This window comes from Roseateles chitinivorans (genome assembly GCF_050632235.1).
Taxonomy (GTDB): Bacteria; Pseudomonadota; Gammaproteobacteria; order Burkholderiales; family Burkholderiaceae_C; genus Roseateles; species Roseateles chitinivorans_A.
On sequence record NZ_CP192584.1, the window covers coordinates 4,640,093 to 4,654,918 of the forward strand.

The 14,826-nt window shown below is 66.4% G+C and carries 13 protein-coding genes and 1 riboswitch; of the genes, 9 read left to right on the forward strand and 4 right to left on the reverse strand.

Annotation, left to right across the window (positions count from 1 at the left end; genetic code table 11):
- Position 1 precedes the first annotated feature (1 nt).
- The 3 genes from kdpB to kdpF all read right to left on the reverse strand — a co-directional run bounded on the left by kdpB (position 2) and on the right by kdpF (position 4,164).
- Positions 2-2,083, reverse strand: a complete 2,082-nt coding sequence (gene kdpB, locus ACQ859_RS21060; RefSeq protein WP_431266617.1) for a potassium-transporting ATPase subunit KdpB — start codon at positions 2,081-2,083, stop codon at positions 2-4.
- A 196-nt stretch (positions 2,084-2,279) separates the two neighbouring features.
- Complete coding sequence (gene kdpA / locus ACQ859_RS21065) at positions 2,280-4,073, reverse strand: potassium-transporting ATPase subunit KdpA (protein WP_431262602.1); 1,794 nt, start codon at positions 4,071-4,073, stop codon at positions 2,280-2,282.
- A gap of 1 nt (position 4,074) precedes the next feature.
- Positions 4,075-4,164: a K(+)-transporting ATPase subunit F gene (gene kdpF / locus ACQ859_RS21070; RefSeq protein ID WP_431262603.1), complete on the reverse strand. Its 90-nt coding sequence runs from the start codon at positions 4,162-4,164 to the stop codon at positions 4,075-4,077.
- A gap of 449 nt (positions 4,165-4,613) precedes the next feature.
- Between kdpF and ACQ859_RS21075 the strand changes: the two genes are divergently transcribed.
- The 4 genes from ACQ859_RS21075 (at position 4,614) to ACQ859_RS21090 (ending at position 8,087) form a co-directional block, all read left to right on the forward strand.
- A complete protein-coding gene (locus ACQ859_RS21075) occupies positions 4,614-5,732 on the forward strand; it encodes an ABC transporter substrate-binding protein (RefSeq protein ID WP_431262604.1) in 1,119 nt (372 codons plus the stop codon).
- 65 nt (positions 5,733-5,797) lie between these two features.
- Positions 5,798-5,866, forward strand: a riboswitch (Fluoride riboswitch).
- A 58-nt stretch (positions 5,867-5,924) separates the two neighbouring features.
- Positions 5,925-6,308 carry a fluoride efflux transporter CrcB gene (crcB, locus tag ACQ859_RS21080; RefSeq protein WP_431262605.1) on the forward strand — a complete coding sequence of 128 codons (384 nt, stop codon included), beginning with the start codon at positions 5,925-5,927 and terminating at the stop codon, positions 6,306-6,308.
- Positions 6,309-7,127: 819 nt separating this feature from the next.
- The gene (locus ACQ859_RS21085; protein WP_431262606.1) at positions 7,128-7,457 is read left to right on the forward strand and encodes a hypothetical protein; all 330 of its coding nucleotides are present in this window, start codon (positions 7,128-7,130) and stop codon (positions 7,455-7,457) included.
- A gap of 168 nt (positions 7,458-7,625) precedes the next feature.
- Positions 7,626-8,087: a DUF2141 domain-containing protein gene (locus tag ACQ859_RS21090; RefSeq protein WP_431262607.1), complete on the forward strand. Its 462-nt coding sequence runs from the start codon at positions 7,626-7,628 to the stop codon at positions 8,085-8,087.
- Positions 8,088-8,105: 18 nt separating this feature from the next.
- Here ACQ859_RS21090 and ACQ859_RS21095 read toward each other — a convergent pair whose 3' ends face one another.
- Positions 8,106-8,492 (reverse strand): VOC family protein, encoded by a 387-nt coding sequence (locus ACQ859_RS21095; RefSeq protein ID WP_431262608.1) that lies wholly within the window; start codon positions 8,490-8,492, stop codon positions 8,106-8,108.
- Positions 8,493-8,695: 203 nt separating this feature from the next.
- Between ACQ859_RS21095 and ACQ859_RS21100 the strand changes: the two genes are divergently transcribed.
- The 5 genes from ACQ859_RS21100 to ACQ859_RS21120 all read left to right on the forward strand — a co-directional run bounded on the left by ACQ859_RS21100 (position 8,696) and on the right by ACQ859_RS21120 (position 14,753).
- Positions 8,696-9,844, forward strand: coding sequence for a PrpF domain-containing protein (locus tag ACQ859_RS21100; RefSeq protein ID WP_431266618.1), 1,149 nt, complete (start codon positions 8,696-8,698; stop codon positions 9,842-9,844).
- Positions 9,845-10,388: 544 nt separating this feature from the next.
- On the forward strand, positions 10,389-10,970 hold the full coding sequence (locus ACQ859_RS21105) for a hypothetical protein (RefSeq protein WP_431262609.1): 582 nt from the start codon (positions 10,389-10,391) through the stop codon (positions 10,968-10,970).
- Between the two features lie 32 nt (positions 10,971-11,002).
- Positions 11,003-11,617 carry an immunity protein Imm33 domain-containing protein gene (locus tag ACQ859_RS21110; RefSeq protein WP_431262610.1) on the forward strand — a complete coding sequence of 205 codons (615 nt, stop codon included), beginning with the start codon at positions 11,003-11,005 and terminating at the stop codon, positions 11,615-11,617.
- 124 nt (positions 11,618-11,741) lie between these two features.
- On the forward strand, positions 11,742-12,638 hold the full coding sequence (locus ACQ859_RS21115; RefSeq protein ID WP_431262611.1) for a lysostaphin resistance A-like protein: 897 nt from the start codon (positions 11,742-11,744) through the stop codon (positions 12,636-12,638).
- A gap of 240 nt (positions 12,639-12,878) precedes the next feature.
- On the forward strand, positions 12,879-14,753 hold the full coding sequence (locus ACQ859_RS21120; protein WP_431262612.1) for a carbohydrate-binding module family 20 domain-containing protein: 1,875 nt from the start codon (positions 12,879-12,881) through the stop codon (positions 14,751-14,753).
- The last annotated feature ends 73 nt before the right edge of the window (positions 14,754-14,826 follow it).

A 14,826-nucleotide genomic window follows, 5' to 3' on the forward strand; every position in this document is an offset into this window, starting at 1 on the left:
GTCACACGAGGTGGAGCGCGACCAGCAGCAGGTCGATCGCCTTGATGCCGACGAAGGGCACGATCAGGCCGCCGAGGCCGTAGATCCACAGGTTGCGGCGCAGCAGCGCGGCCGCGCCGATGGGCCGGTAGGCGACGCCCTTGAGCGCCAGCGGGATGAGCGCGACGATGATCAGCGCGTTGAAGATGACGGCCGACAGGATGGCGGACGACGGGCTGTGCAGGCCCATCACGTTGAGCGCGGCCAGCTGCGGGTACACGCCCAGGAACATCGCCGGGATGATGGCGAAGTACTTCGCCACGTCGTTGGCGATCGAGAAGGTCGTCAGCGAGCCGCGCGTCATCAGCAGCTGCTTGCCGGTCTCGACGATCTCCAGCAGCTTGGTCGGGTTCGAATCGAGGTCGACCATGTTGCCGGCCTCCTTCGCGGCCTGCGTGCCGCTGGCCATCGCCACCGCCACGTCGGCCTGCGCCAGCGCGGGGGCGTCGTTGGTGCCGTCGCCGGTCATCGCGACCAGGCGGCCTTCGGCCTGGTAGTCGCGGATCAGCTTGAGCTTGGCCTCGGGCGTCGCCTCGGCGAGGAAGTCGTCGACGCCCGCCTCGGCCGCGATCGCCGCGGCGGTGAGGCGGTTGTCGCCGGTGATCATCACCGTGCGGATGCCCATCCTGCGCAGCTGCGCGAAGCGCTCCTTGATGCCGCCCTTGACGATGTCCTTGAGCTCGACGACGCCCAGCACGCGGGCCTGGCCCTCGTTGAGATCGGCTACCACCAGCGGCGTGCTGCCGCGGCGCGCGACTTCCTCGGCCACCGCGGTGACCTGTGCCGGCATCTGGCCGCCGTGCTGCTCGACGAAGCGGCGGATCGCGTCCACCGCGCCCTTGCGCAGCTGGCGCTTGGGATGTTCCAGATCGCCGAAATCGACGCCGCTCATGCGGGTCTGCGCGGTGAACGGGACGAAGTGCGCCTGCAGCGTCGCCAGCTCGCGCTCGCGCAGGTTGAATCGCTGCTTGGCCAGCACGACGATGGAGCGGCCTTCCGGCGTCTCGTCGGCCAGCGAGGCGAGCTGGGCCGCGTCGGCCAGCAGCTGCTCCTGCAGCGTCGGGGCCGGCAGGAAGGCGCTCGCCTGGCGGTTGCCCAGCGTGATGGTGCCGGTCTTGTCGAGCATCAGCACATCGACGTCGCCGGCGGCCTCGACCGCGCGGCCGGAGGTGGCGATCACGTTGGCCTGCATCAGCCGGCTCATGCCGGCGACGCCGATCGCGGACAGCAGCCCGCCGATGGTCGTCGGGATCAGGCACACGAGCAGCGACACCAGCGCGGTGATCGACACCACGGTACCGGCGCCGGCGGCCTCGACCGCGAACAGCGAGTACGGCAGCAGCGTCACGGTGACGACCAGGAACACCAGCGTCAGCGCGACCAGCAGGATGGTCAGCGCGATCTCGTTGGGCGTCTTCTGGCGCTTGGCGCTCTCGACCATCGCGATCATGCGGTCGAGGAAGGCCTCGCCCGGGTTGACGGCGATGCGCACGACGACCCAGTCCGACAGCACGCGCGTGCCACCGGTGACGGCGGAGAAGTCGCCGCCCGATTCGCGGATCACGGGCGCCGATTCGCCGGTGATGGCGCTCTCATCGACCGAGGCGACGCCCTCGATGACCTCGCCGTCCAGCGGCACCAGGTCGCCGGCCTCGACCAGCACGACGTGGCCCTTGCGCAGTTCCTCGGAGGCGACCGGGTGCCACGACGAGCCGTGGCGCGGGGTCTCGAGCTTCTTCGCCCAGGTCTTGGCCTTCAGGCCGCGCAGCGAGGCGGCCTGCGCCTTGGAACGGCCTTCGGCCAGCGCCTCGGCGAAGTTGGCGAACAGCACGGTGAACCACAGCCACAGTGCGATCGCGAGCATGAAGCCGGGGCCTTCGGCGCCGGCCAGTGCCGGGTTGGCGAAGCTCGCCAGCCACAGGCCGGTGGTCAGGATGCTGCCGGCGTAGACGACGAACATCACCGGGTTGCGCAGCTGGGTCGACGGTGCGAGCTTGATGAACGAATCGCGGATCGCCGGCTTCACCAGCGCCGCGTCCCACATGCCGGTCTTGGCGTTGGCGCGCGGGGGCTGCGGATCCTGTCCTTGCGGACCTTGCGGACCTTGCGGGCCGGAGGATCCTTGGGGACCTTGCGGTCCCGTGGAGACCTTGGCGCCGCCGAGGACCTCGGTGCGGGCGGAGGCCGGCACCGACGTATGGAGGGTCTTGAGTTGATGGGTCATGATGGGCTCCGAAGGGTCACTTCCAGAGCATCAGGTGCTCGACGACGGGACCCAGCGCGAGCGCGGGCACGTAGTTCAGCAGGCCGACCAGGAGGACGGTGCCGATGAGCAGGACAACGAACAGCGGGCCGTGGGTGGGCAGGGTGCCCTCGCCGACGGGGATGCGTTTCTTGGCGGCCAGGCTGCCGGCGATGGCCAGCACGGGGACGATGACCAGGAAGCGGCCGAGCCACATCGCGATGCCGAGCAGCGTGTTGTAGAACGGCGTGTTGGCGGACAGGCCGGCGAAGGCGCTGCCGTTGTTGTTGGCCGCCGAGGTGAAGGCGTAGAGGATCTCGCTGAAGCCGTGCGCGCCGGGGTTGGCGATGCCGGCCTTGCCATCGCCCGCCAGGACCGCGATGGCGGTGCCCGCGAGCACGACGATCGGCGTGACGAGGATGGCGACGGCGCTCATCTTCATCTCGAAGGGCTCGATCTTCTTGCCGAGGTACTCCGGCGTTCGGCCGATCATCAGGCCGGCAATGAAGACGGCCAGGATCGCGAAGACCAGCATGCCGTACAGGCCCGTGCCGACGCCGCCGAAGACGACCTCGCCGAGCTGCATCATCACCAGCGGCACGGCGCCGCCGATGGGCGTGAAGCTGTCGTGCATCGCGTTGACCGCGCCGCAGGAGGCGGCGGTGGTCACGACGGCGAACAGCGAGCTGGCGGAGATCCCGAAGCGCGTCTCCTTGCCTTCCATGTTGCCGCCGGCCTGGAGCTCGGTGGCCTGGATGTCGACGCCCTGCGCGGCCACCAGCGGGTTGCCGGCCTGCTCGGCGGGCGTGGCGATCAGCACGCCGACGATGAACAGCGTGCTCATCGCGGCCAGGATCGCGGCGCCCTGCCGGCGGTCACCGACCAGTTGCCCGAAGCTCAGGCACAGCGCGGCCGGGATCACGAAGATCGCGACGATCTGCAGCAGGTTGGTGAACGGCGTCGGGTTCTCGTACGGATGCGCGGAGTTGGCGTTGAAGAAGCCGCCGCCGTTGGTGCCCAGCATCTTGATGGCTTCCTGCGACGCGACCGGGCCCATCGCAAGGGACTGCGCCTGCGTGGCCTGGCGCTCCATCACGGGCTCGCCCTTGGCGTCCTTCATCGGCTGGCCGTCGACGTCGAGCCGGGGCGTCTGGTAGTCCTGCGCCTCGACCGTCTGCACGGTCCGGTAGCCGTCGAAGTTCTGGATCACGCCCTGCTGGACGAAGATCACCGCGAACACGAGGGACAGCGGCAGCAGCAGCCACAGCGTGCAGCGGGTCATGTCGGCCCAGAAGTTGCCGACGTGGCCGGACAGGCGCGAGGCGAAGCCGCGGATGAGCGCGAACACCACGGCGATGCCGGTGGCGGCGGACAGGAAGTTCTGCACCGTCAGCGCCAGCATCTGCGTGAGGTAGCTCATCGTCGACTCGCCGCCGTAGCCTTGCCAGTTGGTGTTGGCGACGAAGCTGATGGCGGTGTTGAAGGACGAGTCCGGGCTGATCGCGCCCATCCCCTGCGGATTGAGCGGCAGCACGCCCTGCAGGCGCTGCAGCGCGTAGACGGCGATGACGCCGATGAAGTTGAAGATCAGCAACGCGATGGCGTACTGCTTCCAGCCCATGCCTTCTTCCGGCTTGATGCCGGCGAGCCGGAAGATCGGACGCTCGATGGCCGCGATCCAGCCGGGCATCTGCCCCTTGGCGAGCGCGGTGATCCAGCGGGCCAGCGGCCAGGCGAGCAGCAGCGTGACGGCGAGGTAGAGGGCCAGGTTGGCCCAGGCGAGGTTCGTCATGTCAGAACTCCTCCGCCCGCCACAAGGCGACCAGGAGATAGACGAACAGACCGGCGGAGATGGAACCGGTCAGCCAGTAGAGCGCGTTCATTGCTTGGCCTCCAGGCGATGGCTGGCCACGGCCAAGCCCACCGCCACGAGGAACAGCACGACGCTCAATCCGAGAAAGAGTGCATCCATGTTTTTTGCGGTCCCATGCCCTCTCGATTGAGGGCGGGATGGGATGGATGGACTCTAGGAACCGGCGCGTCAAGGGGCTGTAGAAGCTCGGGGCGGGGGTATCAAGATTGCATAAAGACTGCGCGGCGAGGTGACTTCGGGAGGCGTTGCCGAAGCAAGCCCGCCGGCGGGCGCCAGTCGCGCCGGATCAACCCCTGCCCCGCATCGGTGCGTGTTTCAATGTGAAAGCGGCGTGAAGTTGTCCACGATCAATACGGATACGCAGGGGATCTGGCAGGGATGTGGCTACTGCATACACGTCTGGTCACCGCCTTCGGGGAAGATTGCGGGTTTTCCAGAAGTGCCAGGACGTCTTCCGCCATGAACCGCCGCCACCTGCTCCAGAACTTCGCCGCCCTCGCGGGCGCCGGCAGCCTGCCTGCCTTCGCCGACAACTCGCGCATCCTTCTTGGCCAGTCCGCGCCCTTCAGCGGTCCGGCGAAGGAACTGGGCGAGCAGTTCAAGGAAGGCGCGATGCTGGTCTTCGACCAGGTGAACCAGCGCGGCGGGGTGAACGGCAAGCGCATCGAGCTGCGCAGCATGGACGACGGCTATGAGCCGGAGCGCTGCGCGGCCAACACGCGACGCCTGATCGAGGACGGTGTCAACGCGCTGTTCGGCTACGTGGGCACGCCCACGACGCTGGCGGCGGTGCCGCTGCTGACCGCGGCGAAGATCCCGCTGGTGGCGCCGTTCACCGGCGCGGAGGCGCTGCGCACGCCGTTCAACCGCTTCCTGTTCCACATCCGCGCGTCGTACAACGACGAGGCGGCGGAGATCGTCAAGCAGATCACCTCGGTGGGCATCACGCGCGTGGCGGTGTTCTTCCAGAACGACGCCTACGGCCAGGCCGGCCTGGCGGCGGTGACCGCGGCGCTCAAGCAGCACAACCTGGCCCCGGTGTCGCAGGGCACGGTGGAGCGCAACTCGGTGGACGTGGCCGCGTCGCTGACCGCGGTGATGGCCGGCAAGCCCGAGTGCATCGTGCAGGTCGCGGCCTACAAGTCCTGCGCGGCCTTCATCCGGGGCGCGCGCAAGACCGGCTTCCTGGGCAACTTCTACAACTTCTCGTTCGTCGGCGCGCAGGCGCTGGCGGCGGAACTGGGCAAGGACGCGCGCGGCGTGGTCGTGTCGCAGGTCGTGCCCTTCCCGTTCTCGGGCCTGACGCCGATCGCGGGCGAGTACCTGCAACGCGTGAAGGCCGCGAAGGTGGACCCGAGCTACACCGGCATGGAGGGCTTCGTCGCCGCGAAGACGATGGTGGAAGGCCTGCGCCGCGCGGGCAATGATCCGTCGCCGTCCAACATCATCAGCGGCCTGGAAGCGCAGAGCCAGCTCGACCTGGGCGGCTTCTACATCAGTTTCTCGGGCCAGAAGCACGCCGGGTCGCGGTACGTGGACATGACGATCCTGACCGACGACGGGAAGGTCCGCCGCTGAGCGGTCGCTCAGCGGATCCGCTGCGGGCTTGAGCCGATGGCGCCTGGTCGCGCCACGGCTAGAGTCCTGCCCTTGGAGATGGCATACCTCCAGGAACCGCCGGCACCCCGCCGGCTGATGATGCCTACGACAGCCCGGCGCATGGCTTCGTAGGAACTCGCCGTCCGTCCGGGCCAATCGACAAGGACGGACATGGTGAATTCATTCTTCGCAGTGGTGGTGGGCGGCGCCCTCGGGTGCCTGTTGCGCTGGGGGCTGGGGCTCTCGCTGAACCTGCTCTTCCCCGCCATCCCACCCGGCACGCTGGCCGCCAACCTCATCGGCGGCTACCTCGTCGGCGTGGCCTTCGCCTACTTCGGCGCCCACCCGGAACTCCCCGCGCATTGGCGCCTCTTCGTCATCACCGGCTTCCTGGGCGGACTGACGACGTTCTCCAGCTTCTCCGCGGAGATCGTCCAGCTGCTCAGGACCGAGCGGCCCGCCATGGCGGCGATCGCGGTGACGATGCATCTGGGCGGGTCGCTGCTGCTGACCGCGGCGGGGATTTTGACGGTGGGGTTCTTCAGGGGGCGGTGATGGTCGAGGCGCCGCCGATCCGATCGCAGTGCCGGCTCAGCCAGGCTTTTGGTTGATTCCTCCAAGTGCAAAACACTTGCTGGCTGAATTCAACCGCTTCGCAACGGAGGTGGACTTGGGAGAATCTCGTGACAATCATCGGATTCGTTCGCTAGAGGGATGGAGCAGGGACATGAGTATTCAGCCTCAGACCAAGAAGGCAGCCAATCGTCGTCTTCTAGCGGGTGCAGCTTTCGCACTCCTTGCCTTGGCCGCCCATGGTCAAGATGGCGACATCGATCGCAGCGGGTGGTCCGAGGTCGGCGTTCCTGTGGAAGGACGGGAAAGCACACCAGAGTCCTGCCGCTGGCGGTTCAGCCATCCGCCTCCTGACGACGTCCTAAGACGCCGATTTCTGGCGTCGCAGTTGATGGCGAAGCTACCGCCTACGACTGAAGCGAAAGCGGCACTTGCAAGCTGCTCCCGAGTGATGCGTTCGCCCACCGCCGCCCTTGGCCCCGAACAGAGCGATCCACCTTGGATGAGGGCGTCGGCCGACTCCAGGCCGGTGCCCTTGCCCAAAATCTACTTCGATGCCGTCGCTGCCTGCTTAGGGTCTCATGGCATCGATGTGGACCGCGAGTCACTCTGGATAAGGTCCGGTGTCTCTGCGTGTTGATCAGTGTGAGGATTGCAAGACCACTCTTCGACATGGTGACGGTCATGGTCCCGCCGATCCAGACCTTGGAGGCCCGCCGGACAATCGCCAGTCACAACGCCGCGATCCGAGGGGCTGCTCCCAGCGTGGACCTGTAGCGAAAGCAGTCATACTTTCCGACCATGAACATCCAACCCAGTTTGGGGACAGCCGCTGCGGCGGGCGCGTGGCTTGCGCTGTGGGGCGTGCCGTTCGAGCTCTGGCTGGACAAGCAGGAAGGACTCAGCACTCTGCAGAGCAACCTTCTTCTCCTGGGGTTCGGTTTGTTCTTCTTTCTCCTCCCGGCCTACTTCTTCGTTCTGGGGCGCGGCGAACCCTTCGAGTGGGATTGGATGTTCGATCCCGAGGAACGTGCTCGCCAAGCCGTCCTCGTGAAGCGCATGGGCGCCTGGTTCCTCTCTGGAGGCGTGGTCATGGCCATCTGGTCGATCTTCCTGCCCACCACCGGCTAGCCCGGAGCGGACATCCAGCGCCGGCGGGAGCCAGATCCCGCTCACGCCATTCCCCGTCGATTCACGCCACTTCCTGCCGTTTCATCTGAAGCGCAAGGCCTGACCCCGAACGATTTCCTAGAGTGCGTCTCATCGACCCGATCCCTGGGTCGCCTCCTGGAGTCTCGAATGTCGATCCGCCCTGCCCGTTCCTCTGTCGCCGTCGCGCTCATCGGCGCTGCCCTTCTGCTGGGAGCGCGGTCGGCGCACGCGGCCGACCTCGAACTCGAGATCAGCGGTGTCACCGCCACCGGCGCGGACAAGCCCAGCCCGGTCCAGGTGGCCGCCTACGCTTCCCCCGAGAACTGGTTGAAGAAGCCCGTGGCGACCGCGAAGACAGCCTCGACGGAAGCTCGCGACGGCGTCATCAAGGTCCGTTTGAAGGGCCTGCCCGAGGGGCCCGTGGCCATCGCGATCTACCAGGATCTCAACGGCAACGGCAAGCTCGACAGCAGCGTGATCGGCATCCCGATCGAGCCTTACGCGTTCTCGCGCCAGGCGCAGGGCAGCTTCGGTCCGCCGACCTTCGATCAGGCGGCGCTGCCCGCCGGCACGACGCGGCACGCGATCCGGCTGCCGGCGCAGCCGTGATCGCGCCGGACACGAGGGTCACGCCGGCGCCACCACCTCGACCTTGATCCGGTCCGGATCCTCGCAATAGAGCGCGTAGTGGTCCGACCCGCCAGCATGGGGATACCGGTCCGCGTAGAGGGTCGCGTATCCGGCGGACTCGACCCATCGCGCGAGTTCGTCGACATGCGCCCGGGACTCGCCATGGAATGCCAGGTGGTTGAGCCCGATCCGTCTGCGATGGAATCCGGCCTCCAGGTGCTCGCTCGGGGTCTGCACGAAGCAGAGGTAGGTGGGGCCGCAGCGGTAGCTCACGCCGCCCGACCATCGCTGCGACTCCTCGTAGCCGAGCTGCCGCAGGAACGGCGTCCAGAATCGAAGCGAGTTCTCAAGATCGGAGACACCGATTTCAAGGTGGTGGAGCACGTGCGCAAGCCAGAGCGGAGGAAGGCGCGAGTATCCGATGGCGCCGGCACTCGCCCATGCGCTCATCGATGTGCCGCGCCGCTTGACGCGACCGACGCCCGAACGGGATACGCTTCAGACTCCGCACCCCAAGCTTCCTTGCAATGACTCAGCTTCCCCGCCCCCGTCTTCGCGGCAGCACGTGGGAATTCCCCGTGCATCACATGCGCGGCGGCACATCCACCGGGCTGGTGATCTGGGACGCCATCGCGCCGCAGGACCACGAGCTCCGCGAGGAACTGCTGCGCCACCTGATGGGCGTCCCCCTGGCCGGCGAATGGCCCGGCAACCGCCAGATCACGGGCCTGGGGCGAGGTCCGGCCACCAGCAACAAGGTCTTCTTCGCTTCGCTGGAAGACGGCGGCGGGACGCCGCGCCTGGTCAGCACGCTCGCCCAGCTGGCGTCGGATCACGGCCGCATCGACTGGAGCGTCAACTGCGGGAACATGTCGTCGGCGCTGCAGCTCTGGGCCCTGGACACCGGGCTGGTGAGCGGGCTGGACGCCGGCAAGAACGAGTTGGACATCCTGAACACCAACACCGGCGTCCTGACAACGTCGCGCATGGTGATCGAGCCGGACGGGACCTTCGCCACCGGCGAGATCCCCGGCGTGATGGGGCGCCACCCCGCGGTGGATCTCTTCCTGCATCGACCGGCGGGCGCCAAGACGGGCGCGCTGCTTCCGACGGGTCAAGCGGTCGATGTCTTCCAGGGCGTGCGCGCGAGCTGCGTGGACGTCGCGGTCCCCATGGTCATCATTCCCGCAGGCGATCTGGGGAAGACCGGACACGAGTCCACGCGCGAGCTCGCAGCCGACGTCGAGCTGATGCAGCGCCTGCGGGAGATCTGGGTCGAAGCGGGCCTGAAGATGCAGCTCCGTCGCAAGGACGGTCAGCTCATGACGGCGCAGGAGCTGCTGCTGAGCGAAACCATTCCCAAGGTCTGCCTCATCGGTGAGTCCACCGTCGGGGCCGACCTGGCCGTCCGATACTTCACGCCACAGACGGTGCATTCGTCGCTGGCGGTATCGGGTGGTTGCTGCCTGGCCGCCGCCACGCTGATCCCGGGCTCGGTGGCGCATGACCTGGCCCCGAAGCAGGCATCGGCCTCGTTCGCCGAGATCGGCGTCGACATCGAGAATCCCGCAGGGGTCCTGTCGACTACCGTGGTTGCGGCACTCCGGGACGGCCAGCTCGACGTCGAATCCGCCGCCTATCAGCGCAGCGCGCAGGTGCTGCTCAGTGGGTTTGCGCCGCTCTACGGCGCCTCGGCAGCGCTGCGACGGGAATTTGAGCGGATCGCCGAAACCTGAGGCTCCTCCACGAGCCTCTGCTCACACGACCCGATGCGCATGCCGCGCGCGCTGAACGATTTCACCGGAGCCGAGCCAGAAGGTCATGCTCAGATGCTGAGCAACGCCCCAGGGCTTCTCAACCGAGCATCTTTGACGATGGTACAGATGACAAAGCGTGAACTCATTGAAGGTTTAGTCTCTTCGGGACGCTCCAATGAGCTTCTCGCTTTGCTCCGAGGGCTCTCCCCACTCTGTGAACGGCCCGTTAAAGCGTCGGCTGAACTGGCTCCCATAGCGGAGACAAAGCTAGTCGCTGCCGCTAGGGGACATCTAGCGTTCATCGCTCGCTTCGGCCGCGAGGTATCGCATGTAGAGACAAGCGACGGAACGCATCACTTTTCCAACCCGCAGCGATTCGAAGCTTGGTTGAAAGCTGACGCGCCAGGCGTTTCACTCGCTGAACTGATAGCCCTCAAGCGAGCTTGATGAAATCTTCGCGACCCAGGGAGCGGCGGACTGCCTCATGGGCTGAGGAGCGGTTGTCGCTGCTAGGCTCCATGTCATGAAGATCCTTGGCCTCGCGTTTGCGCTGCTCTCCATAGCCGGATGCTCAACCCAGCCAGACAGTCTGCGTCTTGCGAAGCGTGACGCTGAGCTTGTTGAGTTCGCCAAATACTCTCCAACCTGGCCTTCTGGCACGCTTGCGCTGGCTCTGAACTTCGAAGGCAATGCTCCTTTTGCCGCCATCGCCAATGAGCAGCGGCAAGCGCAGTTCCGTTGCCATGTGCTGGACGCCACAGGCACTCCAGTCACGGACACCGGGATCGGCTGGGTGTTCTTTGAAGGCCCGGCAACGCCTGCAGGTCAAGTGAGCCTCCTCGTTCCCGGAGAGTTGTCCAGCGAGGGGGAGCGCTATCGCTACAAGGCGATTCTTTATCCTGGCCTCAAGGCGTTCACTGAGGTCAATCAGCCTGCAGATTTCAACCTCCTGAAGCGCGACTATGACCGGATCCGATGCCAGCTGGTCGGGGTCCAAATGATTGGCGGCTTCATGTACTCCAACGAGTTGTCGGTTTCCAGATCGGAGCTGATCCGACTGCACGAGCGCAATGCCACGAAGTCGCAGATGCCTGATTGGCATTGACTTCGCCTCGTCCACTCAACCGCCTCTTCCCCATGCTCAACTGGCAACTCGACGATCCCACCGACATCGCGGCGGAGCACAAGTACACCTTCTACAAGCCGTCGCCGGAAGTCCTCTCCAAGGTCTCGGTCGGCGAGGTCGTGAAGCTGATCTTCCGCGGTCCTGGCGACGACGCCAGCGAGGTTCATGTCGAGCGCATGTGGGTGCTGGTGGACGCTGTCCACCCCGGCGCGCGTTTCGAGGGCCGGCTGGACAACGATCCGTTTCACATCCGCGGTCTCCAGTCTGGCGATCCGGTGAGCTTCGAGGCTCGGCACATCATCAACACCGAGCACCACGATCCCCACGACGTCACAGCCAGGTACATCAAGCGCGCCTTCGTGACGAACCGAATCCTTCATGGCGGACAGCCGATCTGCTTCCTCTATCGCGAGGCACCGGACGAAGAGAACGACAGCGGCTGGCGGTTCACGGCCGGCGACGAGACGGACGAGTACATGCAGGACACGGCCAACATCCGCTACGTGACGCTGGGCGCCGTGCTGTCGAGGGACGATTCGGTCCTCCACCTTCTGGACGAGCCGACGGGCTCGTCGTTCAAGCGAGATGACGTATCGGGGCTCTTCGTTGCAGATTCACGCGCTTGACGCGTCCGGTCGCTGCAGTTCAAGCCTCGCAATTTGCAGCCTGTCGGCGAGCGATGGGGTCTGATCGACCAATCGGGCAGAGTGCCTGATCGATCGATTCACCGCGCAGTCGCTGCGTCGCACCATGAACCTTCCCGGCATGAAACAAGGCGTAGCCGTGTCGCCAACGAGCCTTGCGCCGTGGACGCAGCGTTTCGGCACATCGACCGCAGGCATCTGGCTCGCCGCCCTGCTGTTCATCGCCCTCCCCTTCATCGCAGCGAACATCGGCACGAAGCTCTTCATGCCTGACCCCGACCTGCGAGAGTGGCGCAATCTGATCAAGGCGCTGGTCCTCGTCGCCGGATACTGGGCTTACGTCCGTTACTGGGAACGACGACCCGTGCGGGAGCTTTCCGCGTCAGGGGCTGGCGCCGAACTGCTGGCCGGCTTGCTGCTGGGTGGCCTGCTCTTCACTTGCGTGGTGGTCATCCTGTCCGTCCTCGGCGCGTATTCGCTGGAAACAGTGGGAACGCTCGGCGACCTCGGCGCGGTGCTGGTGAGCATGGTTCCGAAAATTGCAGCCGGCGCGCTGATCGAGGAAGTGCTGTTCCGGCTCGTGCTGCTGCGACTGCTGGAGCGTTCCTTCGGCATCGCCTGGGCGCTGGCGGTTTCCAGCCTCCTCTTCGGCCTGGCCCACTTGGGCAATGCTGGCGCGACGCCACTGATCGGCGTCCTGCTCGGGCTGGAACTCGGTCTGCTGTTCGGTGCGGCCTACCTGCTGACCCGGCGGCTCTGGATGTGCACCGCACTGCACTTCGGATGGAACTTCGTGCAGGGAGCCGTGTTTTCCATCGCCGTCTCCGGTCAGTCGGGGGACTCCTGGCTCCACGGCTCACTGACTGGCCCCACCTGGCTGTCCGGCGGTGCCTTCGGCGCCGAAGGCTCCGTGGTGGCGGTCGTGCTTTGCCTGGCCATGACAGGCGCCCTGTTGATGCTCGCGCACCGGCGCGGCCGGTTCAACGGCATGGCGACCTCATGATCCATCGGCAGCTCGCTCCACTGTCCATTCAGTAGCGAAACTACAATCAAAAACAAATCACCCGCTCCATATACATAGGCAAACGGCGCGACTTAGTAGTTTTCCTACGCATCTCCGGCACATGCAAGCTTAGAGTTGCTGCACTTCTCCGCTGTGGAGAAGCGGCCATGGCATGCAGTCGACTGGCCGACACCAGCCGCCCCGCGACGAGGGCGGCGGTCGATCAACACCGGAGACAACATGCCCCAGCTGCCCTTCTCGAGCCGCCGGCTCGCCCACGCCCTGACGACCGCCGCCGGCGTCGCCCTTGCCGCCTTCGGCAGTCCCGCGCAGGCGCTCAATCCAAACAGCACGTCGGTGCAGATGTTCGAGTGGGCCTGGCCCGACATCGCCACCGAATGCACGCAATGGCTGGGCCCCAAAGGGTTCGGCGGCGTGCAGATCTCGCCGCCCGGCGCGTCCAAGAACGCCAACGGCTGGTGGGGCGTGTACCAGCCCGTCAACTACACCAACCTGACCAGCCGCATGGGCACGCCCGCGCAGCTGCAGAGCATGGTCAACGCCTGCCATGCGGCCGGCGTGCGCGTCTATGCCGACATCGTCGTCAACCAGATGGCCGACGGCAGCGGCACGGCCACCGACGGCTCGACCTGGAACGCCGCGACGCTGAGCTACCCCTTCTTCAGCGCCAGCGACTTCCACGCCAACTGCAACATCAACGACGCCGACTACAACTCGCCGTCGGGGCGCAGCAACGTCCAGAACTGCCGCCTCGGCGGACTGCCCGACCTGGCGACCGAGAGCAGCTACGTGCAGGGGCAGATCGCCAACTACCTGAAGGCCCTGCTGGCGATGGGCATCGACGGCTTCCGCATCGACGCGGCCAAGCACATGCCCGCCGGCGCGTGGACTTCCATCATGGGCGCCGTGAAGGCGAGCTATCCCAAGACGCTGCAGGGCGAGGACATCTGGATCACGCAGGAGATCATCAACGACGGCGAGGTGGACCGGCCCAGCTACCTCCCCGTCGGCACGATCAACGAGTTCCAGTTCCCGTACGCGATGCGCGACGTGTTCCGAGGCACCAACGGCAACACCCTGTCCAGCCTCCCCGGCATCATGGGCACGTGGGGCAACTGGGGCGGCAGCTGGGGCTTCCTCCAGCCGCAGAACGCCACGGTCTTCGTCACCAACTGGGACACCGAGCGCAACGGGAGCTCGCTGAACATCAACAACGCCGCGAACAACGACGCCGCCAGCCAGCGCTACACGCTGGCCAACGTCTTCATGCTGGCCCAGGGCTATGCCGAGGCGCAGCTGTACTCCGGCTTCAAGTTCAGCAACACCGACGCTGACCGACCGACGGCCAGCCCGTACAGCGGCGGCGTGCCGCAGATCAACGTGACCTGGGACTTCGCCCACCGCTGGACGCCGCTGGCCAACATGGTGGGCTTCCGCAACGCCAGCATCGGGCAGGCGCAGCAGAACTGGATCGTCGGCGACAACGGCAACCAGGTCGCCTTCAGCCGCGGCAACGTCGGCTTCGTCGCGCTGAACAACAGCGGCAGCGCCTGGACCCGCAGCTTCGCCACCGGGCTGAGCGCCGGCACCTACTGCAACGTCATCAACGGCACGAAGAATGCCGCCGGCACCGGCTGCACGGCCGATACCGTGACCGTGGACGCCGGCGGCAACGCCAGCTTCACGGTGCCCGCCAACACCAGCGGCAGCACACCCGCGGTGGCGATCTACACGGGGCAGAAGGTCAGCGGCGGCGGCGGCGGCGGCACCGCCAGCTGCGCCGTGACGTTCACGATCGCCAATGCCAACACGGTGGTCGGCCAGAACCTGCGCGTGGTGGGCAACGTGACCGGATTGGGCGCCTGGGCGCCGGGCGCCGGCTTCGCGCTGACCATCCAGGGCTCGGGCGCCAACGTGCCGTGGACCGGGACCGTCACCCTGCCCGCCGGCACGGCCGTCCAGTACAAGTACGTGAAGTGGAACGGCTCGGCCGCCGTCTGGGAAAGCAACCAGGCCACCGGCAGCGGCAACCGCGAGTTCACGAGCTGCGCGAGCGGCTCGCAGGCCCGGTCCGACGGCAACTTCAAGTCCTGAACGCGGCCTTGCAATGAAGCCGGAGGTAACAGTCCGGCCCGCACGCCTCGCATACGATGGGCCGGTCCTTCCC

Coding starts and splice junctions, on each gene's coding strand:
- ACQ859_RS21075 (WP_431262604.1), top strand. CDS start 4,614: ATGAACCGCCGCCACCTGCTCCAGAACTTCGCCGCCCTCGCGGGCGCC.
- kdpB (WP_431266617.1), bottom strand. CDS start 2,083: ATGTGGGACGCGGCGCTGGTGAAGCCGGCGATCCGCGATTCGTTCATC.
- ACQ859_RS21090 (WP_431262607.1), top strand. CDS start 7,626: ATGTCGATCCGCCCTGCCCGTTCCTCTGTCGCCGTCGCGCTCATCGGC.
- ACQ859_RS21115 (WP_431262611.1), top strand. CDS start 11,742: ATGAACCTTCCCGGCATGAAACAAGGCGTAGCCGTGTCGCCAACGAGC.
- ACQ859_RS21100 (WP_431266618.1), top strand. CDS start 8,696: ATGCGCGGCGGCACATCCACCGGGCTGGTGATCTGGGACGCCATCGCG.
- crcB (WP_431262605.1), top strand. CDS start 5,925: ATGGTGAATTCATTCTTCGCAGTGGTGGTGGGCGGCGCCCTCGGGTGC.
- kdpF (WP_431262603.1), bottom strand. CDS start 4,164: ATGAACGCGCTCTACTGGCTGACCGGTTCCATCTCCGCCGGTCTGTTC.
- ACQ859_RS21120 (WP_431262612.1), top strand. CDS start 12,879: ATGCCCCAGCTGCCCTTCTCGAGCCGCCGGCTCGCCCACGCCCTGACG.
- kdpA (WP_431262602.1), bottom strand. CDS start 4,073: ATGACGAACCTCGCCTGGGCCAACCTGGCCCTCTACCTCGCCGTCACG.
- ACQ859_RS21105 (WP_431262609.1), top strand. CDS start 10,389: ATGAAGATCCTTGGCCTCGCGTTTGCGCTGCTCTCCATAGCCGGATGC.
- ACQ859_RS21110 (WP_431262610.1), top strand. CDS start 11,003: ATGCTCAACTGGCAACTCGACGATCCCACCGACATCGCGGCGGAGCAC.
- ACQ859_RS21085 (WP_431262606.1), top strand. CDS start 7,128: ATGAACATCCAACCCAGTTTGGGGACAGCCGCTGCGGCGGGCGCGTGG.